The organism is Acidovorax sp. LjRoot117 (assembly GCF_964252695.1).
Classification (GTDB): domain Bacteria; phylum Pseudomonadota; class Gammaproteobacteria; order Burkholderiales; family Burkholderiaceae_C; genus Acidovorax.
In genome coordinates, this window is sequence record NZ_CAXUPO020000004.1 from 376,830 (window position 1) to 397,949 (window position 21,120).

The window sequence follows — 21,120 nt, forward strand, 5'->3', positions numbered from 1 at the left end:
CCATGCCGCCACGTGCAGCCACCCGGCCGTTGGCCCGCGTGCCCGCAGCGGGCACACTGCATTTTCTGAAAGGGCCCACGCCATGATCATGCCGCGCGGCGAGCCCTTGCTGCTGCCGGTCAACCCGGTGTTCATCGGCGTGAGCCTGGCCGTGGGCCTGGCGGTCAACATGCTGCCGCTCGGCCGCATCGTCTGGACCCCCGATCTGCTGATGGTGTTGCTGGTCTTCTGGGGCGTGCACCAGCCGCTGCGCATCGGCATGGGCGTGGCATTCGTGCTGGGCCTGTGCATGGACGTGAGCCAGTCCGCGCTGCTGGGTCAGCATGCGCTGTCGTACACCGTGCTGTCGTTCGGCGCCATCGCCATCCACCGCCGCCTGCTGTGGTTCAGCGTGCCGTCGCAGGCGCTGCAGGTGCTGCCGCTGTTTGCGCTGGCGCACGCCATCGAGCTTTTGCTGCGCATGGCGGCGGGCGGCCTCTTTCCGGGGCTGTGGAGCTTTCTGGCGCCGCTGATCGAGGCGCTGCTGTGGCCGCTGGCCAGCTGGGTGCTGCTGGCGCCGCAGCGCCGGCCGCCGGACCGTGATCAGAACCGGCCGTTGTGATGAAGCTCCCCCTGAGTCGCTTCGCGCCTTCCCCCTCTCCTTCGGGAGGGGGACGCCACCCGTGGCCTGGCAGAGCCAGTTCCACGGTGGCACTCGCCTGGGCTGCGCGCTTGCGTAGGCTGCGCCGAGTGGTGAGGCACCTTCTGCGCCACTTCGCGTCTTCCCTTTTTCTGTCGGGACGGGGGCACGCCCGTGGCCTCTTGCCGTCAGCTCCAGTGGTGGCAATCGCCGGGGGCATAGCCGTCTCGCGGAGCGCGCTTGGGTTTCGCCATGGAGCGCAACGATGACCGAGCTGCGCAACAGCGAAGCCGACGCATCGCGGTTTCGGGTGCGGGCGTTCGTCATCGGCCTGGTGGTGATGTTCGCATTCGGCCTGGTGGTGGCGCGGCTGGTGTACCTGCAGGTGGTGCGGCACGAAGACCTGGCGGCGCAGGCCGAGAGCAACCGCACGGCGGTCGTGCCCATCGTGCCGAACCGGGGGCTGATCCTGGACCGCAACGGCGTGGTGCTGGCCACCAACTACTCGGCCTACACGCTGGAGATCACGCCCTCGCGCGCCGGCGTGCTCGATGAAACCATCGACGAGCTGGCCAAGATCGTGGACATCCAGACCCGCGACCGCCGCCGCTTCAAGCGGCTGATGGAAGAGTCGCGTAACTTCGAATCCCTGCCCATCCGCACGCGGCTCACCGACCAGGAGGTCGCGCGCTTCACGGCGCAGCGCTACCGGTTTCCGGGCGTGGACATCAAGGCCCGGCTGTTTCGCAACTACCCCATGGGCGACGTGGCGAGCCACGCCATCGGGTACATCGGCCGCATCAACCAGACCGAAAAGGCGCGCATCCAGGACTCGGAGGACGAGGCCAACTACCGCGGCACCGAATACATCGGCAAGCTCGGCGTCGAGCAGAGTTTCGAGTCGTCGCTGCACGGCACCACCGGCGTCGAGCAGATGGAGACATCGGCCGGCGGCCGTGCGGTGCGCAAGCTCTCCAGCCACGCGGCCACGCCCGGCGACAGCGTGATGCTGTCCATCGACATCAAGCTGCAGAAACTCATCGAGGAGCTCTACGGCAGCCGCCGCGGCGCGCTGGTGGCCATCGACCCGCGCAACGGCGAGATCCTGGCCCTGGTGAGCAAGCCCACGTTCGACCCCAACCTCTTCGTCGAAGGCATCGACGTGGAGAACTGGGCGGCGCTCAACGAGTCCATCGACAAGCCCCTGCTCAACCGCGCGCTGCGCGGCACCTACCCGCCGGGCTCCACCTACAAGCCCTTCATGGCGCTGGCGGCCCTGCAGTTGGGCAAGCGCTCGCCCAGCCTGGTGGTGAACGACCCGGGCTCGTACACGTTCGGCGGCCACACCTTCCGCAGCCACGAAGGCGGCCTGGGCGGTGTGGACATGCACCGCGCCATCCAGTTCTCGAGCAACACCTATTTCTATTCGCTGGCCGTCGAGATGGGCGTGGATGCGATCCACGACTTCATGAAACCACTGGGCTTCGGCCAGAGCACGGGGATCGATCTGAACGGCGAAGTGCGCGGCACGCTGCCCAGCACCGAGTGGAAGCGCAACACCTACAAGCGCGCCGACATGAAGCGCTGGTTCCCGGGCGAGACGGTGTCGCTGGGCATCGGCCAGGGCTACAACAACTTCACCATGCTGCAGCTCGCGCTGGCCGAGGCCACGCTGGCCAACGGCGGCACCCGCTACCGGCCCCACATGGCCAAGGCCATCAAGAACTCGGTCACCGGCGTGGTCACGGAGATCGTGCAACCCCCGGGCGAGAACCTGGGCTATTCCCCGAAGAACGTGGAGATCGTGCGCAACGCCCTGGTGGCCGTGAACAAGGGCGGCACCGGCACGCGCGTGTTTGCGGGCGCGCCCTACACCTCGGCGGGCAAGACCGGCACGGCGCAGGCGGTCAGCCTGGGCCAGAACGTGAAATACAACGCCAAGGCACTGGAAGAGCACCAGCGCGACCACTCGCTGTTTGCCGCCTACGCCCCTGCCGAGGCGCCCAGCATCGCCCTCGCGGTGATCGTGGAGAACTCGGGCTTTGGCGCAGCGCACGCCGCGCCCATCGCGCGCCGCGTGTTTGACTACTGGCTGCAGGGCGACTACCCCAGCGAAGAAGACATCGCCGCCGTGCAAAAGGGCCTGGCCTCCGCCCCCATCGGCAAGCCACGCCGGGCGGCCGACGTGGCCCTGCCGCTGCCCTGACCCAGCGCACCAGCGTCTGCGCGGCCCGGCCCGGTCCTCCGGGTACCGCCCGCGTTGCATGCGATTGCAATTGCTATCGTTTCGGTAGCTTGCGGCGCTTGCCCAGCAAGCGGTAAGCGGCTGTTGGGGGCCATAACGGAGTGGCCGCATGAACGACTTTCTCTCAGACTCTACATCCTCCATCCGTTCGGGCTGCGCTCGTCGAAGCCTTGCGCGCTCGGGCACGCCCTGGCCTCGACAGGCCCAGCCCGAACGGATGGGGGTCTGAGGCCTGCAGCGCATCCGGCAGCGTTGGATTCAGCCCGGTAGCCGCACCTTGGTGTGGGCGGATGGCGCCAGCTGGCTGAACACCAGCGCCGCCACGATGAGCGCCGCGCCGGCAAGGCCGGCCCACCCCAGCCGCTCTCCCAGCAGGGCCCAGGCGGTGAGCGCGGCAAACACGGGCTCCAGCCCGAAGACGATCGCGCTGCGCATCGCATCCATCCGCTGCTGGCCCCAGGCCTGCAAGCTCACCACCACCACGCTCGCCAGCAGGCCCAGGTACAGCAGGGCCACCCAGGCATCGGCGGGCAGTGGGGCGGCGGACTGCCGCAGCCAGCCCATGCCGCCGCCCTGGCCCAGCAGCAGGGCGGTGGACGCCAGCGCCATCACCGTGGCCTGCGCAGCCGCCATGCGCGTGGCGCGCAGCGGGTGCGCGGCCGTGCGGCTGGCGCAGGCCTCCAGCGCCAGGATGTACAGCGCGTAGAACACCGTGCTCGCCAGCGTCAGCGTATCGCCCAGGTTCCAGGGCTCGTTCTCGTGGAACATCAGGGCCATGCCGGCACACGCCATGGCGCACGCGGCCCACAGTGCCCAGCCGTAACGGCGCCCCAGCGCGGTCATGGCGATCAGCGGCACCACCAGCACATTGAGCCCGGTCACGAACGCATTGCGGTTGCTGCTGGTGCGCGCCAGCCCCTCGATCTGGAGCCAGAACGCCAGGAACAGCAACACCCCCAGCGCACAGCCCCACCGCCGCTCGGCGCGCCGCATGCCCCACCACAGCGGGGCCAGCACCACCAGCGCGATGACAAAACGCAGCCAGATGATCTGCAGCGCATCCAGGTGCGCGGACAACAGTTTCATGGCGGGGAAGGTGGTGCCCCACACCACGGTCACTGCCAGCAGGGCGATCAGGCCCAGACGTTCGGATTTCATAGGCTCCAAAACAAGAAAGGGCTGGCCGGTTTCCCGGCCAGCCACTTGCAAAAGATTCCTTGCCGCGCATTGCGCACGGCGCACGGCCGTCGCTCAGGCGCAGCCCCAGGCCAGTGCCACCGTGGAACTGGCTCTGCCAGGCCACCGGTGGCGTCCCCCTCCCGTAGCGCGGTGAAGGCGCGCAGCGTCTCAGGGGGTGTCAATTAAAAAGATAGCGTGCCTGCAGGTTCAGGCGCAGCATGTCGCCCTGCTGGCCGTCGAACGTCGTGCGGCGGCCGCCGATCAGCTCGCCGCCCAGCTCCACGTTCTTGATCGGCAGGTAGTACATGCCGGCGTGCCATTGGTACAGCTTGTGGTTGCCTTCGGCGCCGTACGCGTTCACGTAGGCGTCGCCCAGCTTGTTGCGCGAGCGCACCATGCCCAGCGACACGGTGCCGCGCAGCTTCTCGCTGAACACGTTGGACAGGCCCAGCACCACGCCGTGCGATTTGTCGAGGCGCACCGTGCCGCCATCCAGCACCGGGTAGTTGGTGCCCACCAGGTAGGCGCCGTCGCCGTCGCCGTCCAGGCGCGTGTACTGCGCCATCAGTGTGGTGGTGCCGGTGATCTTGTAGCCCGCGCCCAGGCCGAAGCCCATGCCGCGCTTGCTCACGCCGTCCACACGCTGCTCGTGCGACATCAGACGGGCGTTGACGTTGCCCCAGTCGAAGGCTTTGTCCACGCGGGCCACCAGGTTGGGGCTCCTGGCGCCGTCGGTGGGTTCTTCGATGGCGAACTGGAACTTGGCCAGGTTGGGGTCGTTGTACGTGTAGCGCACCTGCGTGGGGCGGCGGAAGGTCGCGCCGGGCGGGCCGTTGAAGTCCACCGTCTCGGGCAGGTTGTCGGTGTCCATGAAGGTCGACCAGGTCTGGCCGATCAGCCAGCCGGCGTACTCGCCGTAGGCGTGGCGCAGGCGCAGGCGGCCCCGGTTGCACTCGCTGCCGCAGTAGGCATAGAAGTCGGCTTCGATCTTGGTGTTGAACGTGCCGATGGAGGTGGGCGTGGAGGTCTCGAAGCCGAAGCGCGAGGTCTGCGCGGTCAGGCTGGCCTTGCCCGAGTGGTTGTCACCCAGGGGCTGCTCCATCAGGTTGGTGAAGGTGTCGCCGGGTGCGGTGCCCTTGAAGTCCTTGACCATGTTGGCTTCTGCAAAACCGTAGATGCGGATCGATGTCTCGCTGCCCGGCAGGCGGAAGCTGCCCGGAATGTCGCCCAGCACCACGGCGTCCTTCTGCTTGAGCTCGACCGCATCGATGCGGTCGTTCCAGGCCGATGCCGACGCGCCCGCGGGCGCTGCAGCGGGTGCCTGGGCCTGCTGGGCCTTGAGCTGGTTGAGCTCGGCACGCAGCGCCTTGAGCTCGTTGCGCATCTCTTCGAAATCCTTGGCGGTCTGGGCCAACGCTGCGGGTGGCAGGCTGCACAGGCCGGTGGCCAGCAGGGCGAGGAACGTGTGGTTCAGTTTCATGGTCACTCCGGTAGGGGCTTGTGGTGGTTGTCGCAGAGCACCTGGATCTCAGGCGCCCATGCGTCCGATGAAGGCTCGGATACGGTCGTTGGCGGGGTTGGTAAAAAATTCGCTGGGAGGTGCGTCGTGCGCGATGCGCCCCTGGTCGAAGAACATCACACGGTCGGCCACCTCGCGCGCAAAGCCCATCTCGTGGGTCACCACGATCATGGTCATGCCGCCACGGGCGAGCTCGCGCATCACGTCGAGCACCTCCTGCACCATCTCCGGGTCCAGGGCCGAGGTGGGCTCGTCGAACAGCATCACCTGGGGCTGCATGGCCAGCGCGCGGGCAATGGCCACGCGCTGCTGCTGCCCGCCCGACAGTTGCCAGGGGTACTTCTGCGCATGGTCCTGCATGCCCACGCGGCGCAGCAGGGCCATGGCCTGCTCGTTGGCCTGTGCGCGTGGCGTGCGGCGGATGCGGCGGGGGGCCAAGGTCACGTTGTCCAGCACGCTCATATGGCCGAACAGGTTGAACTGCTGGAACACCATGCCGACCTCGCTGCGCTGCTTTTGCAGCGTGGCCAGGTCGTCGGTGACGTCTTCGCCCCCGATGGTGATGCGGCCGGAGTCGTGGGGTTCGAGCCGGTTGATGGCGCGCAGCAAGGTGCTCTTGCCCGAGCCCGACGCACCGATGATCACGGTGACCTCGCCGGTGTTGAACACGGTCGACACATCGCGCAGCACCTGGTGGGCGCCGAACGACTTGCAGACCCTGTCCACGACGATGAAGGGTGTGGACGCGCCTGTCATTGGTTGCGGCCTTCCACGTCGAAGCGGTATTCCACCGCGTTCGAGATCTGCGTGACCAGGGTGGTCAGCAGCAGGTAGGTGATGGCCACGGTGGACAGCGTGGCAATGGGCTGGAACGTGGCCGACTGGATGCGGTTGCCCACATTGGTCAGCTCCACCACGCCGATGGCGTAGGCCAGCGACGAGTCCTTGAGCAGCGCCACGAAGTTGCTCACCAGCGGTGGCAGCGAGATCTTGAACGCCTGCGGAAACACCACGTCCAGGAAGACGTGCATCCGCCCCAGGCCCAGGGCCTTGGCGGCCTCGGTCTGGCCGCGCGGCACGGCCAGCAGGCCGGCGCGGATGGCCTCGGCGTTGTAGGCGCCCACGTTCAGGCCCAGTGCCAGCACGGCGGCTGCGAAGTCGGGCAGGTTCAGGCCCGGCACCAGCACCGGCAGCGCGAAGTACACGAACAGGATCTGCACCAAGAGCGGCGTGCCGCGGATGACCCAGATGTAGAAGCTCGCGACCCAGCGCACGGCCGCGAAGCGCGCGGTGCGGGCCAGCGCCGCGGCGGTGCCCAGCACCAGCCCCACGCTGCCGCTGATCAGCGTGAGCCACAGGGTGGTGCGCGCACCGTCAGAGAACGCCTGGGCGTTGGGGCCGATGGGATCGGGCAAAAAGGACAGCAAGCTGCCCAGCAGTGACAGCGCCAGCACCATCAGGATGACGGCCGAGACGAGCGTGGCGTTGCTGCGCTGCTGGCGGCTCCAGCGCTGCGGCCAAAAGGCAGTGAGCATGAAAAAAGACCCGGGTGACTACGAGCGGGTCGTGCTTACTGGCAGCGGACGTCTTCGTTGAAATACTTCTTGGACAGCGCGGCATAGCTGCCGTCGGCCATGACTTCGGCCAGGGCCTTGTTCCAGCCGCCGGCCAGCGAGGTGTTGCCCTTGGCCACGGCCGCAGCGATGCGCTCGATGAACAGCATGTCGCCCAGCTTGAAGCCCGCGCCGGGGTTCTTCTCGGCCACGGCCTTGGCCACGAAGCGGTCGGTCACCCAGGCGTCCACGCGGCGCGAGTTCAGGGCGCTGCGGGCGTCCACGTCGGTGGGGAAGTTCTTCATTTCCTTGATGGAGGAGACCTTCTGCACGTTCTCGAGGTAGCTGGTGCCGGTCTGCACGGCCACCACCTTGCCGGCCAGGTCCTTGGCGCTCTTGATGGCGGGGTCCATGGCGATGATCATGCCGCCCGAGCAGTAGTGCGGGTCGGTGAAGGTGACGGCCTTGGCGCGCTCGTCGGTGATGCCGTGCGAGGCGATCACGAGGTCCCAGCGGTCCTGGCGCAGTCCGGTCAGCAGGGCGTCGAAGCCCAGGGTCTTCCACTGGATGGTCACACCCATCTTCTTGGCCACCAGTTCGGCCGTCTCCACTTCGAAGCCCGTCAGCGTGGTGCCGTTGAAGAAATTGAACGGGGCGAACTGCCCCTCGGTCGCAATCAGGATCTTGCCGTCCTTCTTGACCTCGTCCAGCGTGCGGGCCTGGGCAGAAGTGAAAGCGGCACAAAGCGCGAGGGCGGTGGCTACAGCCTTGAACAATTTCATGGGAGGGGTCCTGTCAGGGGTATTTCAGGTACAAAAAATCCGGCATGCGGGTAGCAGGCCGGAGGCTGGTGGTTCGAACGCGCAGGCATCGCAAAACGCGAAGCCTGCCGTCATCAAGTGGTAATGATTATAAATATGCGAATTTTTTCCTTGGGCCTGCGGACAACCCTCAAAGCCCCGTTGTGTGCCAATTCACAACAGGTTTAGAGCGGTGTCCCCAACCGGACGCAGGGGCTGGGCCCGCGGTTGCAGGGCGCGGTCTGCACTACCGGCGCGCCCCAGCCCAGTGCCCCCGCGCAAGGGCCGCCCCGCCGCGCTGGGGGCGTCCCCCTCCAGGGGGAAGGCGCCGAAGGCGACTCAGGGGGTTACCGAAGAAATGCGTCGTAGCCGGTCTTGAGGATCAGCGTGCTCACCACCACGATGAAGATGCCGCGCACAAAGCCCGTGCCGTGCTTGAGCGCCAGGTGCGTGCCCAGCAGGCTGCCCACCACGTTGGCCACCGCCAGCGTCACCGCGAAGTGCCACCACACGTGGCCCTTGGCCGCGAACAGTGCGATGGCGGCAAAGTTGGTCGCGCAGTTGAGCAGCTTGGCCGACGCCGATGCGTTGAGGAAGTCATACCCCAGCAGCCGCACGAACAAAAAGACGAAGAAGCTGCCGGTGCCGGGGCCGAAGAACCCGTCGTAGAAACCGATCAGCACGCCGATCAGGCTGGCGGCCACCACCTCTGTGCGGCCGCTGTAGCGCGGCGTGTGGTGCCGCCCCAGCTCCTTCTTGGCCAGGGTGTAGGCCAGCACACCCAGCAGCACCAGCGGCAGCAGCTTGCGCAGAAAGTCCGCCGACATCACCGTCACGGCCCACGCGCCGGCGAAAGAGCCCGCGAACCCCGTGGCGGCCGCGGGCAGCATGGCGTGCCACCGCACCTGCACGCGCCGGCTGTACTGCCAGGTGGCCATGGCCGTGCCCCACACCGACGCTGCCTTGTTGGTGCCCAGCAGCGTGGCCGGCGGCGCCGCCGGAAAAGCCGCGAACAGCGCCGGCACCATCACCAGCCCCCCTCCGCCCACGATCGCGTCCACAAACCCTGCCAGCAGCGAGGCCAGGGTGATAAAAATCCATTCCATCGCTGGATTGTCGCACCCGGTGCGCTATCAATTCAGGAGTCATCGGTGCGCCCGGCGAGGCCGCACACGCTGCGAGCAGGCAAGAAAAAGGCGCTGGGATCGCCAGCGCCTGGAAAGGGTCTGCACCTCGTTGGGTGCTTTGAATATGTTTATTGGTAGAAAGTGTCTCCTCGGGCCCCTCGCTTGGCACACCGAAGCGCGCTCTCGAGTGCCGCAACTGTAACGGCCGCACCCCTGTGGTGCATTGGGGGTTTCCCGACCCCTTTCCGGGGCATGGGGCTGGGGCACCCCCTGCATCTCCCTGGCATTTTCTGCTGGCATGGCTCGTGCAACCTGCTTGTAACAATTTGCGATAAGGAGCCTTCATGCGGGGAACTGTGCACCGGATTGTGGCGTGGGTGGTCTTGACCTTGGGGCTGTGTGCGGCTGCGCTCGCGCAGGGCACGCCGCCGGACGCAGTGCCTGCGCCCGTGCGGCCCATGCTGGTGGCCCAGGACACGATCAGCGCTGCGCACACCGGCTGGATGATGACCTCGACCGCGCTGGTCCTGCTGATGACGCTGCCGGGCGTGGCGCTGTTCTATGCGGGCATGGTGCGCAAGAAGAACGTGCTCAACACCATGGCCAGCGTGGTGGCGGTGGCGGCGCTGGTCAGCCTGTGGTGGTTCGCGGCAGGCTACTCGCTGGCCTTCACGCCCGGCAGCCCGTGGCTGGGCGGGTGGGACCGGGCGGGCTTTGCCGGGCTGGACTTCGATCTCGCGGGCGGCAAGCTCGCGGTGAGCCATGTGGCGCCGCACATCCCCGAGTCGGTGTACGCGATGTTCCAGCTCACCTTCGCCATCATCACCGCCGCGCTGCTGGTGGGGGCGCTGGTCGAGCGCATGCGGTTTTCCGCGCTGCTCATCTTCACCAGCCTGTGGACCCTGGTGGTCTATGCGCCGGTGGCGCACTGGGTGTGGGAGCCCGGCGGCTGGCTCGCGAAGATGGGCGCGCTCGACTTTGCGGGCGGCTCGGTGGTGCACGTCAACGCGGGCGTCGCGGGGCTCGTCTGCGCGTGGTTCCTGGGGCGGCGCACGGGGTACGGGCGCGAGCCCTTCGAGCCCTACAACCTGGGGCTCACCATGGCGGGCGCCGGCATGCTGTGGGTGGGCTGGTTCGGCTTCAACGCCGGCTCGGCCGTGGCGGCCGATGGCCGTGCGGGCCTGGCGATGGCGGTCACGCACCTGGCGGCGGCCGCGGGCGCCCTGTCGTGGATGGTGGGCGAGTGGATCGTGCGCGGCCGCCCGTCGCTGCTGGGGCTGTGCTCGGGCCTCATCGCGGGCCTGGTGGCCATCACGCCGGCCGCGGGTTTTGTCACGCTGCGCTCGGCGGTGATCATCGGGCTGGTGGCGGGCCTGGCGTGCTACTGGGGCGCCACGGGGCTCAAGCGCCTGCTGCGTGCCGATGATTCGCTGGATGTGTTCGGCGTGCATGGCATCGGCGGGATCGTGGGCTCGCTGCTCACCGGCGTGCTGGCCAGCCCCACGGTGGGCGGCGCCTCGGGCAGCCTGCTCACCCAGGCCATCGGCGTGGGCGCCGTGATGGCCTACAGCCTGGTGGTGACCGGGGTGCTGCTGTGGATCACCAACTTCGTGGTGGGCCTGCGGGTGGACGAGCAGAGCGAGCAGACGGGGCTGGACATCGCCCAGCACCGTGAGCGGTTGGGGGGGTAGCGGTGTTCCCCCTGAGTCGCCTTCGGCGCCTTCCCCCTGGGGGGGACGCCACCGGTGGCCTGGCGAAGCCAGTTCCACGGCGGCCCTCGCCTGGGGGGCGCAGGCTCGAAGGCCGTGGGCAGGGCCTCCCTTCAGACGTTACCTCCACTGAACTGTGACCCCTATGTCTCAAGGAGCGACCATGCCTGATTCCGACAAGCTGGCCATTGCCGCCCACCTGCACGTGCTGCTGCGCCGCAAGACGGGGCGCGTGACGGATACCGAGTGGATGGCCGTGAACGTGGACTATGCGGCCGAGGTGGTGCGTTTTGCGCGCCAGCGCGCCCAGGAGGACGGCGTGCCCGAACTCGCCGACTGGGCCGACCGGCTGGACCACGCCATGCACGCTGCGCCACCGCCTGCCGCGCGGCGCCCGCTGCTGGACGTGGCGACCCAGGCCATGCGCCAGCGCAGTGCGCCTGCCGCGCCCGAGCCCGCTCCCGAGGTGCCGCGCTATGTGGGCGGTATCCGCTAGCGGATGTCCCGCCGCCGGTATGGCTCAGTGCGCGGGAGCGCTGCCGCCGGCAAACAGGGCGGCAGTGGGCAGCAGGCCTGTGAGCTTGTCGTCGCCATAGGTGCGCAGCACCTGCGACACCACCACCTGGTAGCCATTGAGCCACTGCGCCTGCGCGGCCTTGGCCTCGAGGTGGGTGGGGTGGCTCATGAGCGCCTGCAGTGCCTCGAGCGACTGCCAGTAATACACGTTGGAGACGAGGCCCCGTGCCGTGTCCTCCCACGCCTCTTCACCCAGGTAGCCGTCGATGGAGCGGGCGGCGGTGGCAATCGCCTGGTCCAGGCGGTGGAAGGTGTCGTCGAATTGCCGGGTGGCAAAGATGAAGGTGGAGGAGTACATGGGGCGCGATGGTAGTCACATCGCAGGCGGTCGCCTCGCTTCATCCACGCCAGTTCCCGCTGGCCTGTCTGCCTGCCTGTCTGCCTGCCCGCCTGCGGGCATGGGTGGTGGTGCCGAGGATCGTTGCGGTTGTTCCGGGGTCGTGCCCGGTGGCTTCCAGCAACCCACCACCGTTCACGCCGAGCCCGTCGAAGCGCGGCGCAGGCTGCGACAAGCTCAGCCCGAACGGTGGGTGGGAGTGCTGGAGCCCGCCGCCTGCGATGCCGCCATCAAGCCCTCATCGCTCCCTATCCGCTCCCTATCAAACTCCATCACGCCCCCGTCAGGCCGCTTGGCGCGCTGCCTGACGCGCCTTCACGATCCACTCCGCCGCCTTCTCGGCCAGCATCAGCGTGGGCGAGTTGGTGTTGCCGCTGGTGATGGTGGGCATGGCGCCCGCGTCCACCACGCGCAGGCCGGCCACCACGGCGCCGGGGCCTCCGCGCGGATCGCGCACGCGCATCTGCGAGTCCAGCACGGCCATCGGGTCGCCGTCGCGGCCCATCTTGGTGGTGCCCACGGGGTGGAAGATGGTGGTGGCGATGTCGCCGGCCAGGCGGGCCAGGTCTTCGTCGCTCTCGAACTGCACGCCGGGCTTCCATTCCTCGGGCTGGTACGCGGCCAGCGCGGGCTGGGCCACGATGCGGCGCGTGACGCGCAGGCTGTCGGCGGCCACCTGGCGGTCTTCGGGCGTGGAGAGGTAGTTGGGCGCGATGGCCGGTGCGGCCTTGAAGTCGGGCGCCTTGATGTTCACCGTGCCGCGGCTGGTGGGGTTCAGGTTGCACACACTGGCCGTGAACGCCGGAAAGCTGTGCAGCGGCTCGCCGAAGGCATCGAGCGACAGCGGCTGCACGTGGTATTCGATGTTGGGGTAGGGCTGGCTTGCGCTGCTGCGCGTGAACGCGCCCAGCTGCGACGGCGCCATGCTCATGGGGCCGCTGCGCTTCATGGCGTATTCCAGGCCGATCTTGGCCTTGCCCCACAGCGAGCCGGCCATGGCGTTGAGCGTGGGCACGCCATTGACCTTGAACACCGCGCGGATCTGCAGGTGGTCCTGCAGGTTGGCCCCCACGCCCGGCAGGTCGACGGCCACGTCGATGCCGTGCTGGCGCAGCAGCGCGGCGGGGCCGATGCCCGACAGCTGCAGCAGCTGCGGCGAGTTGACGGCGCCGGCGCTGAGGATCACTTCATCCGTCGCCTGGGCGGTGACCATCTCGTGGCCGTCCCACACCTGCACGCCGGTGCAGCGCCGGCTGCCGTCGGGCTGGGTCTCGATGACGAGCTTGGCGGCCTGCGCGCTGGTCCACATCTCGAAGTTGGGGCGGCCGTAGCAGGTGGGGCGCAGGAAGGCCTTGGCCGTGTTCCAGCGCCAGCCGCTCTTCTGGTTGACCTCGAAGTAGCCCACGCCTTCGTTGTCGCCGCCGTTGAAGTCGTCGGTGGCCGGAATGCCCGCCTGCTGCGCGGCCTGGGCGAAGGCGTCCAGCACGTCCCAGCGCAGGCGCTGCTTTTCGACCCGCCACTCGCCGGTGCTGCCGGTGGACTTGTTGCCGTGCAGGCGCTTGAAGTTTTCATTCACGCCGCCGGGCTGGTCCAGGCGCCAGTGGTCCTCGTGGCGGCGAAAGTGGGGCAGGGTGTTCTCCCAGCGCCAGCTGGCGTCGCCGGTCAGCTCGGCCCACTGGTCGTAGTCGCGGGCCTGGCCGCGCATGTAGATCATGCCGTTGATGCTGCTGCACCCGCCCAGCGTCTTGCCCCGTGGGTAGCGCAGCGTGCGGCCGTTCAGGCCCGCGTCGGGTTCGGTGTGGTAGAGCCAGTCGGTGCGCGGGTTGCCGATGCAGTACAGGTAGCCCACGGGGATGTGGATCCAGTGGTAGTCGTCCTTGCGGCCGGCTTCGATCAGCAGCACGCGGTAGCGGCCGTCGGCGCTCAGGCGGTTGGCGAGCAGGGCGCCGGCGGTGCCGCCGCCGATGATGATGGTGTCAAACGTGGTGTCGCTCATGGGCAGGGCAGATCGGATCGGGGCAGCGGTGCTGGCAGGGTGGGTCGGTGCGCCATTGTGCGGATCGCACATGCCCTGTCGATAGGGGTCCTGCCTATTGCTATTGTTTTAATAGCTGGTGGCGCTTTAAGGTCCAGCGGTAGGGGACTGTTTGATATTAATTTCACGCGCGGAAGGCCTGTAGCCCTGCCTTCGGCGGGCGTAAATCCTACGCGCTGCGGTGGCGCGCCTCCGCTACCATGCAGCCTCTCTCATCCCATGGCGGCCGCGCCGCCCAGTCCATGACCGACCCAGCACCCCGCATCGTTCGCGCAGACACGCCCCAGGGCGCGTGTGCGCAACTGCACGGGCGCTGGGGTGCTGCCGAGCTGGGCACCCGCAGGCAGTGGGCGGCCGTCTCGGGGCAACTGCAATCCAACCCCGCCGCGCCTGACCTGGGCTGGGACCTGACGCCGCTGCAATGGCTGGACCACGTGGGCGCGCAGCTGGTGTGGAACCACTGGCAGCGGGCCTGGCCCGAGCGGCTGGACTGCACCGACGCCCAGCGCGACATGCTCGAGCGCGTGGCGGAGCTCACCACCGGCACCGAGCCGCCGCGCGAGCCGTGGCGGCTGGCCGAAGAGGTGGACCGGCTGGGCGTGCTGGTGCTGCATGGCGTGAACCACGCGCGCCACATGCTCGAAATGGTGGGCCAGCTGGTGCTGGACATGGGCCGCCTGGCGCGCAACCCGCGCCGCGGGCCCTGGCGCGATGTGTCGGGCCACCTGTACCGCATGGGGGCCACCGCGCTGCCCATCACGGCGCTGGTGGGCTTTCTGATCGGCGTGGTGCTGGCCTACCTCATGAGCCTGCAACTGCGCCAGTTCGGGGCCGAGTCGTTCATCGTGAACATCCTGGGCATCTCGCTGATCCGCGAGCTGGGGCCCATGCTGGCCGCCATCCTGGTGGCGGGCCGCTCGGGCTCGGCCATCACCGCGCAGATCGGCGTGATGCGCGTGACCGAAGAACTCGACGCCATGCGCGTGATGGGCATCCCGCACGGCTTTCGGCTGGTGATGCCGCGCACCATCGCGCTGGCCATCGCCATGCCGCTCATCAGCCTGTGGACCACGCTGGCCGCTCTGGCCGGAGGCATGCTGGCGGCCGACCTGGCCATGGACATTTCGCCCGCGTACTTCGTGCAGGCGCTGCCGGCGGCCGTCAAGGTGGGCAACCTGGGGCTGGCCATGGCCAAGTCGGTGGTTTTCGGCGCCTTCATCGCGCTCATCGGCTGCCACTGGGGCCTGCGCGTCAAGCCCAACACCCAGAGCCTGGGCGAAGGCACGACGGCATCGGTGGTGACGTCGATCACCATGGTGATCATCGTGGATGCCCTGTTCGCCATCGGTTTCAAGAACATCGGTATATGAAGTCCCCCCTGTGTCGTTTCGCTCCATCCCCCCTCCAAGGGGACGCCACCCGTGGCCTGGCGAAGCCAGTTCCACGGTGGCACTGGCATGGGGGCGCGCCAGTAGCTGCGTTGGGTGGCGGTACATACGCATCTGGGGCGTGGCGCCATGACTGAACGCATCGCCAAGCCCGAGCACATCGCCGTGGCGCCGGACGAGCCGCCGGTGGTGGACGTGCGCGGGCTGTGGAGCATTTTCGGCAAGGGCACCGAAGCGTTCACCGTGCACCAGGACCTGAACTTCAGCGTGCAGCGCGGCGAGATGCTGTCGCTGGTGGGCGGCTCGGGCACGGGCAAGACGGTGTTGCTGCGCCAGATACTGGGCCTGGCCAAGCCGGCGCGCGGCACGGTGACGGTGCTGGGGCGGCCCGCGTCGGAGATGGGGCGCGAGGGCGCGGCCAGCCGCGTGGGCATGCTGTTCCAGCACGGCGCGCTGTTCTCGGCCTTCAACGTGCTCGACAACGTGGCCTTCGCGCTGCGCGAGCAGGGCACGCTGCCCCACGATCTGGTGCGCGACGCAGCGCTGGTCAAGCTGCAGATGGTGGGCCTCAAGCCCGAGCACGCGAGCCGCATGCCGTCCGATCTGTCCGGCGGCATGGTCAAGCGCGTGGCGCTGGCGCGTGCGCTCATCATGGACCCGCCGCTCTTGCTGCTCGACGAGCCCACGGCGGGGCTCGACCCGAACAGCTCCGACGAATTCTGCGCGCTGCTGCGCGAGCTGCGCGCGGCGCTGGGGCTCACGGTGGTGATGGTCACGCACGACCTGGACACCCTGTTCGCTCTCAGCACCCGCGTGGCCGTGCTGGCCGACAAGAAGGTCATCGTCACCGGGCCACCGCACGAGGTGGCGCATTTCAAGCACCCGTTCATCGAGCAGTTCTTCATGGGCGAACGCGGCCAGCGCGCCATGGCGCCGGTGCAGGCCCCCGCACCCGAATCCGCATCCGCCCCCCTCACTGAACCCGCACCTTCACCTGCATTGGCGCAGGGCCCCGCGCAGCCGGCCGCACCCCAGCCAGACAAGGAACACACCTGATGGAAAACAAATCCCACGCGCTTGCCGCAGGCGTCTTCGTGCTGGTGGTGGCCGCCATGCTGGCGGGCCTGGCCATCTGGCTCACGCGCGACAGCGCCAACTACGAGCAATTCGAGCTGTCCACCAAGGACGGCGTGGGCGGCCTGCAGCCCCAGGCTGCCGTGCGCTACAAGGGCGTGGCGGTGGGCAAGGTCACCCGCATCGGGTTCGACCCGCAGGTGAGCGGCAACGTGCTCATCCGCATCGCCGTCAACGAGCAGGCGCCCATCAGCCCCACCACCTTTGCCGTGCTGGGCTACCAGGGCGTCACGGGCCTCGCCCACATCCTGCTGGACGACGCCGAAAAGCCCTACCCCGAACTGCCCCCGGGCCCGAGCGGCCTGCCGCGCCTGCCCATCAAGGCGTCACCGTTCGGCAAGCTGGCCGAACAAGCCCCCGCCATCCTGAGCCAGGTCGAAGAAGCCACGCGCCGCGTGAACCAGATCCTGTCGGACAGCAACCAGCAAAAGCTCTCCGAGGCCATCGGCAACATCGCGCTGGCCGCCGGCAGCGTCAACACGCTGACCCAGCGGCTCGATGCCACCGTGGCCCAGCGCCTGGACCCCGCCCTGGCGTCGATCCCGCCCCTGGCCAACGACGCGCGCAAGACCCTGCAGTCGCTGCAGCAGGCCGGCGCCAGCGTGTCGTCGCTGGCGGCCGACGTGAGCAAGACCACCGAGCGCCTGGGCGCCGACGGCGGGCCCATCGACCAGATCACCATCGGCACGCAATCGCTGGCGCGCGCGGCCGACCAGTTCAGCACCACCACGCTGCCACGCCTGAACCGCGCGGCCGACGACACCTCGCGCGCCGCACGGCAACTGAGCCGCACCGCGGGCGGCGTGTCGGACAACCCGCAACTGTTCATCTACGGCTCGGGACGCGTCCCGCCCGGCCCGGGTGAAGCGGGGTTCAGCCCCCCCTGAGTCTCGTCTGCGGCGCCTTCCCCCCGAGGGGGGCGCACCCGGTGGCCCGGGCAAGCCGGTTCCGCGGGTGCGCTGGTATCCCGGCAGCGCCGGTCGTGAAGCGTGTGGCGATGCCGCCGAAATGGATCTCTGAGGAATGCAAATGAAGACTATCAAAAGCATAGCTGGCCGCGCTTATCTGTCCGGCGCGAGCGCCGTTCTGGGCCTGATCCTGCTGGCTGGCTGCTCGGCCCTGCCCACGCCGCCCGCACGGCCCGTGCTGTACGACTTCGGCCCCGGCGCGCTGGCCCCGGTGCCCACCGACCGGCGCGCGCCGCTGCCGCCACTGGCCCTGGCCGACGTGGACGCGCCCGGCCTGCCCGAAGGCAGCAACGCCGTGCTGTACCGCCTGATGTACGCCGACACCCAGCAGCTGCGCCCCTACAGCCAGGCCCGCTGGAGCCAGCCGCCCGCTCAGCTGGTGCAGCAGCGCCTGCGCGAGCAACTGGGCCAGCGCCGCGCCATCCTCAAGGCCGACGACGCCGCCGCCCAGGCGCGCGACCCGGCCCAGGGCAGCCGCCTGCCGTCGGTGCTGCGTGTGGAGCTGGAGGAGTTCAGCCACGTGTTCACCAGCGCCACCGACAGCGCCGGCGTGGTCCGCCTGCGCGCCACGGTGGTGGACCTCGCCTTGGCGGGCGAGGTGCTGCGTGGCCAGCGCGTGTTCATCGTGCGCACCCCCGCGCGCAGCGCCGACGCCGCAGGCGGCGTGGCCGCGCTGTCGGACGCTTCGACGCAGGTGGCGCAGGAACTGTCCCAATGGCTGGAGCAGGTGGCCGACGCGCGGCCCTGATGCCGCCGCCGTGAGGCGCGGCCCCGCGGGGCCACCCTGCTGTGCGGGCCATGGTGGTCTGCGTGTACACCGTCTTTCGTTCGAGAGGATTCCAGGCGGGCGAGCACGGCACTGCGTTGCGTGATGGAAACAGGGACGCATTCCCAGGCGCATCCCCCGGTGCATTGGCAGCCGCAGTGCGTACCATGCGGCTTCCCGTTTCCCAAAAATCACACAACACACCGAGAGGGGTTCCCATGTTCATCGTCTGGGGGAAGAAGCTCGTCTATCGAAAACTCGGCCATGTGGCCGATTTCTGCCCTATCTGCCGCAAGCCGCGGCCCTTCGTGCTGCGGCGCCTGGGCTCGGCGGGGCACGTGTACTACATCACCGTGAGCCAGGGCGAACTGGTGGGCTACGAGCGCACCTGTGCGCGGTGCGGCACCGCGTTCAACGCCGAGCCCACCCACTACGCGGCGGTGGCGTCCCAACCAGCGTCTTTGCCCGAGCTGGCGCGGCAGACCTTCCCGAACCTGGAGCAGGCCTGGAAGGAGCGGCTGGACCTGGAGCGGCAGCTGCGCGAAGACCCGCGCGCCCTGCATGCCGATGACCGCAAGGCGCTGATCCGCAGCCCGTTTTTGCTGCTGTCGCCCAAGGTCGAAAAGCGTTTTGCCTCCACCCATTTCGACAAGGAGGTCGGTATCTCCGCGCTGGTCGCGCTGGGCTTGATGATCGCCGGGCCCGCCCTCGTGCACAAGGTGTCCCCGGACTCGTCCGACCTGGCGGTGCTGGTGTTCATGGCGCTGGGCGTGCTGCTTGTGATCGTGCAGATGGTGCTGGCGGGCGGGCGGTTCATGCGGCGCGAGGTGGTGCCGGTGCTCGCGCAGTGCCTGCGGCCCCTGCAACCCACGCCCGGTGAGCTGCAGACCGTGATGGCAGAGCTCAAGACCCTGCGGCACAAGATGGCCAGCAAGCTCCGGCTGGAGGACCTGATCGCACACCTGCGGGGCCCGCAGGGCGCTGCCGGGGCGCGCGGCTGAACCAGGTTCTGGGAACGCCGGCGTGCAGGCGGGGCGGGAAGACGCCGCCCCGCTGCGGTACTGCGGCGTCCGTGCCCTACGGTTGGGCCTTGTCGGGGGTTTTGGATACCGGCGCTGCGGCCACGGACGGTTGCCCCTCGATCCCCGTCACCACCCGCGCATAGCGCGCGAAGCTCCAGTACGCCCAGGCCCAGTCCATCAGCACGACCAGCCGGTTGCGAAAGCCGATCAAAAAGTACACGTGCGCAAACAGCCAGAACAGCCACGCGAAGTAGCCCGAAAACCGCACCGGCCCCGCGGGCGAGGTGAGGTCCACCACCGCCGAGTTGCGGCCGATGGTCGCCAGGTTGCCGTAGTCGCTGTAGCGAAACGGCTGCGTGGGCTGGCCACCGAGCCGCCGCAGGATGTTGGCCGCCGCGGCGCGGCCCATCTGCTTGGCACCCGGCGACACGCCGGGCACGGGCTTCGGCTCGTGCCCGGGCGCATGGCTTTGGGCCGAGGCCAGGTCGCCGATCACGCTGATCTCCGGGTGGCCGGGCAGCGACAGGTCGGGCGCCACGACCACGCGGCCTGCGCGGTCGGTGGTGCAGCCGGTGGCTTCGGCCAGGTGCCGGCCCAGCGGCGAGGCCGCCACCCCCGCAGCCCAAACAATGCATTTGCTCTTGATTTGATAGCTGTTGGCGCCTGCTGAGCCAGCGGTAGCAGGCGATTCCACCATCAAACCTTCAGCATCAATGGCCGTGACACGGGCCTGCAGCCGCACCTCTACGCCCAGCTTCTCCAGTTGCTCCTTCGCGCGTTGGCTCAGCGCCTCGGGCATGGCCTGCAGCACCCGCGCGCCGCCTTCGAGCAGGATGATCTTGGCGCTGGCCGGGTCGATATGGCGAAACTCGCCGGGCAGCGTGTGGTTGGCGATCTCGGCCAGCGTGCCCGCCATTTCCACACCGGTGGGCCCGGCGCCCACCACCACGAAGTTGAGCCAGTCGGCGCGGCGCGCGGGGTTGGGCTCCTTCTCGGCGGCTTCGAACGCCAGCAGGATACGGCGGCGGATCTCGAAGGCATCGTCCAGCGTCTTGAGCCCCGGCGCATGCGTGGCCCACGCGTCCTGGCCAAAGTAGCTGTGCGTGGCCCCGGCCGCCACGATGAGGTGGTCGTAGTGCAAAGGCTCCGACGGGTGCCCGCCTTCCTTCAGGTGCACCGCGCGCGCCGCCACATCGATGCGCGTGACTTCGCCGAGCAAGGTGGTGACATTGGGCTGCTGCCGAAACAGATGTCGGATGGGCGCCGCAATGGCCGGCGCCGACAGCCCGGCGGTGGCCACCTGGTACAGCAGGGGCTGGAAAAGGTGGTGGTTGGTCTTGTCGATCAGGGTCACATCCACCGCGGCACCGCGCAGCGCGCGGGCGGCTTCCAGGCCGCCGAAGCCGCAGCCGATTATGACGATACGGGGGCGGAGCGACGGAGGCGAAGAGGATGAAGGTGTCATCCGGCCATTATTAGCGCTCAGCATTGCGGTTGCTCTTCTTGGCCCTGAGCATGGCAGCACGACCTTGGCGCAGCTTGTCGGCCGAATTGTTCAAGTTCGGAGCTGCAACCCATCGTTGGCGCGTTGATGGCCGCAGCCCGCTGATGTAGCGGAAGCGCTGCGCGAAGCTAGATAACGTTAATGGTTAACGGTCTTCAATAAATTGAATTTAGAACCATCAAACTGGTAATAGTGGGTGCCAGATCCTTGCTCATTCCTGCTCCCTTGAACAATGAGAAGAGCACTGCCTTTCCGAAAAGCGAGGGGCTCCTCGACCTGGAGGGGCCAATTGGACACACTGAACGGCAGCATCACCACGTGCCCGGTCATGGTGTCGATTGCACCGCCCATCACACAACCGGAGCCGCAGCCCCACGTAGCCAGGACATAGTGCCCCGCAAAATTGATGGGTTGCCTTGCTGCAGATTGAAGCTGAGAGGCGTATGGGCTGGCTTCAGCGGCAGTGGCCTTCAAGCCTGCTGATTTCTTTTTGGTCGCAACAGCTACCTTGTACTCATCAAAACGGATGGCGTGAGCGGGGTCGGCCGCAAGCACGGGGGCAGCGTGTATGAGCAGCGCAAGAGAAAGCGATTTCAAAGTTGTTTGCACAATGGAGCCGCATCGATCGCGGTAGCAGCG

At 68.3% G+C, this 21,120-nt stretch carries 19 protein-coding genes; 9 read left to right on the plus strand and 10 right to left on the minus strand.

The window, feature by feature from the left end; genetic code table 11:
* The first annotated feature begins 82 nt into the window (after positions 1 to 82).
* Positions 83 to 601, plus strand: coding sequence for a rod shape-determining protein MreD (gene mreD / locus ACSQ3D_RS14955; RefSeq protein WP_056410157.1), 519 nt, complete (start codon positions 83 to 85; stop codon positions 599 to 601).
* Between the two features lie 283 nt (positions 602 to 884).
* The gene (gene mrdA / locus ACSQ3D_RS14960; protein WP_396506672.1) at positions 885 to 2,825 is read left to right on the plus strand and encodes a penicillin-binding protein 2; all 1,941 of its coding nucleotides are present in this window, start codon (positions 885 to 887) and stop codon (positions 2,823 to 2,825) included.
* A gap of 297 nt (positions 2,826 to 3,122) precedes the next feature.
* Here mrdA and ACSQ3D_RS14965 read toward each other — a convergent pair whose 3' ends face one another.
* From ACSQ3D_RS14965 to ACSQ3D_RS14990, 6 genes are all read right to left on the minus strand, one after another.
* Positions 3,123 to 4,022 (minus strand): DMT family transporter, encoded by a 900-nt coding sequence (locus ACSQ3D_RS14965; RefSeq protein ID WP_436127426.1) that lies wholly within the window; start codon positions 4,020 to 4,022, stop codon positions 3,123 to 3,125.
* 199 nt (positions 4,023 to 4,221) lie between these two features.
* On the minus strand, positions 4,222 to 5,523 hold the full coding sequence (locus ACSQ3D_RS14970; RefSeq protein WP_436127427.1) for a DcaP family trimeric outer membrane transporter: 1,302 nt from the start codon (positions 5,521 to 5,523) through the stop codon (positions 4,222 to 4,224).
* Positions 5,524 to 5,571: 48 nt separating this feature from the next.
* Entirely contained in the window at positions 5,572 to 6,318 is a 747-nt protein-coding gene (locus ACSQ3D_RS14975) for an amino acid ABC transporter ATP-binding protein (protein ID WP_056410149.1), read from the minus strand.
* Positions 6,315 to 7,097: an amino acid ABC transporter permease gene (locus ACSQ3D_RS14980; protein ID WP_056410148.1), complete on the minus strand. Its 783-nt coding sequence runs from the start codon at positions 7,095 to 7,097 to the stop codon at positions 6,315 to 6,317. The genes ACSQ3D_RS14975 and ACSQ3D_RS14980 overlap by 4 nt, the downstream gene beginning before the upstream one ends.
* Before the next feature lie 35 nt (positions 7,098 to 7,132).
* A complete protein-coding gene (locus ACSQ3D_RS14985; RefSeq protein ID WP_056410145.1) occupies positions 7,133 to 7,897 on the minus strand; it encodes an ABC transporter substrate-binding protein in 765 nt (254 codons plus the stop codon).
* A gap of 365 nt (positions 7,898 to 8,262) precedes the next feature.
* Complete coding sequence (locus ACSQ3D_RS14990; RefSeq protein ID WP_436127428.1) at positions 8,263 to 9,021, minus strand: sulfite exporter TauE/SafE family protein; 759 nt, start codon at positions 9,019 to 9,021, stop codon at positions 8,263 to 8,265.
* Between the two features lie 365 nt (positions 9,022 to 9,386).
* Between ACSQ3D_RS14990 and ACSQ3D_RS14995 the strand changes: the two genes are divergently transcribed.
* Positions 9,387 to 10,733 carry an ammonium transporter gene (locus ACSQ3D_RS14995; RefSeq protein WP_436127429.1) on the plus strand — a complete coding sequence of 449 codons (1,347 nt, stop codon included), beginning with the start codon at positions 9,387 to 9,389 and terminating at the stop codon, positions 10,731 to 10,733.
* Between the two features lie 181 nt (positions 10,734 to 10,914).
* Positions 10,915 to 11,247, plus strand: coding sequence for a hypothetical protein (locus tag ACSQ3D_RS15000; protein ID WP_436127430.1), 333 nt, complete (start codon positions 10,915 to 10,917; stop codon positions 11,245 to 11,247).
* A gap of 24 nt (positions 11,248 to 11,271) precedes the next feature.
* Here the strand turns inward: ACSQ3D_RS15000 and ACSQ3D_RS15005 are convergent, their stop codons facing one another.
* Both ACSQ3D_RS15005 and ACSQ3D_RS15010 read right to left on the minus strand, forming a co-directional pair.
* Positions 11,272 to 11,625: an antibiotic biosynthesis monooxygenase family protein gene (locus tag ACSQ3D_RS15005; RefSeq protein ID WP_436127431.1), complete on the minus strand. Its 354-nt coding sequence runs from the start codon at positions 11,623 to 11,625 to the stop codon at positions 11,272 to 11,274.
* Positions 11,626 to 11,947: 322 nt separating this feature from the next.
* Complete coding sequence (locus ACSQ3D_RS15010; protein WP_436127432.1) at positions 11,948 to 13,660, minus strand: GMC family oxidoreductase; 1,713 nt, start codon at positions 13,658 to 13,660, stop codon at positions 11,948 to 11,950.
* A gap of 281 nt (positions 13,661 to 13,941) precedes the next feature.
* Between ACSQ3D_RS15010 and ACSQ3D_RS15015 the strand changes: the two genes are divergently transcribed.
* From ACSQ3D_RS15015 to ACSQ3D_RS15035, 5 genes are all read left to right on the plus strand, one after another.
* Complete coding sequence (locus tag ACSQ3D_RS15015; protein WP_056410135.1) at positions 13,942 to 15,069, plus strand: MlaE family ABC transporter permease; 1,128 nt, start codon at positions 13,942 to 13,944, stop codon at positions 15,067 to 15,069.
* A 147-nt stretch (positions 15,070 to 15,216) separates the two neighbouring features.
* On the plus strand, positions 15,217 to 16,143 hold the full coding sequence (locus ACSQ3D_RS15020; RefSeq protein WP_436127433.1) for an ATP-binding cassette domain-containing protein: 927 nt from the start codon (positions 15,217 to 15,219) through the stop codon (positions 16,141 to 16,143).
* Positions 16,143 to 17,108, plus strand: coding sequence for an MlaD family protein (locus ACSQ3D_RS15025; protein WP_436127434.1), 966 nt, complete (start codon positions 16,143 to 16,145; stop codon positions 17,106 to 17,108). Before ACSQ3D_RS15020 ends, ACSQ3D_RS15025 begins: the two co-directional genes overlap by 1 nt.
* A gap of 142 nt (positions 17,109 to 17,250) precedes the next feature.
* On the plus strand, positions 17,251 to 17,937 hold the full coding sequence (locus tag ACSQ3D_RS15030; RefSeq protein WP_436127435.1) for an ABC-type transport auxiliary lipoprotein family protein: 687 nt from the start codon (positions 17,251 to 17,253) through the stop codon (positions 17,935 to 17,937).
* Positions 17,938 to 18,173: 236 nt separating this feature from the next.
* Positions 18,174 to 18,956: a hypothetical protein gene (locus ACSQ3D_RS15035; RefSeq protein ID WP_436127436.1), complete on the plus strand. Its 783-nt coding sequence runs from the start codon at positions 18,174 to 18,176 to the stop codon at positions 18,954 to 18,956.
* A gap of 76 nt (positions 18,957 to 19,032) precedes the next feature.
* On the opposite strand, the gene ACSQ3D_RS15040 is transcribed toward ACSQ3D_RS15035, so the two are convergent.
* Positions 19,033 to 20,442, minus strand: a complete 1,410-nt coding sequence (locus tag ACSQ3D_RS15040) for an NAD(P)/FAD-dependent oxidoreductase (RefSeq protein WP_436127437.1) — start codon at positions 20,440 to 20,442, stop codon at positions 19,033 to 19,035.
* A gap of 177 nt (positions 20,443 to 20,619) precedes the next feature.
* Entirely contained in the window at positions 20,620 to 21,078 is a 459-nt protein-coding gene (locus ACSQ3D_RS15045; protein ID WP_436127438.1) for a hypothetical protein, read from the minus strand.
* Between the last annotated feature and the right edge of the window lie 42 nt (positions 21,079 to 21,120).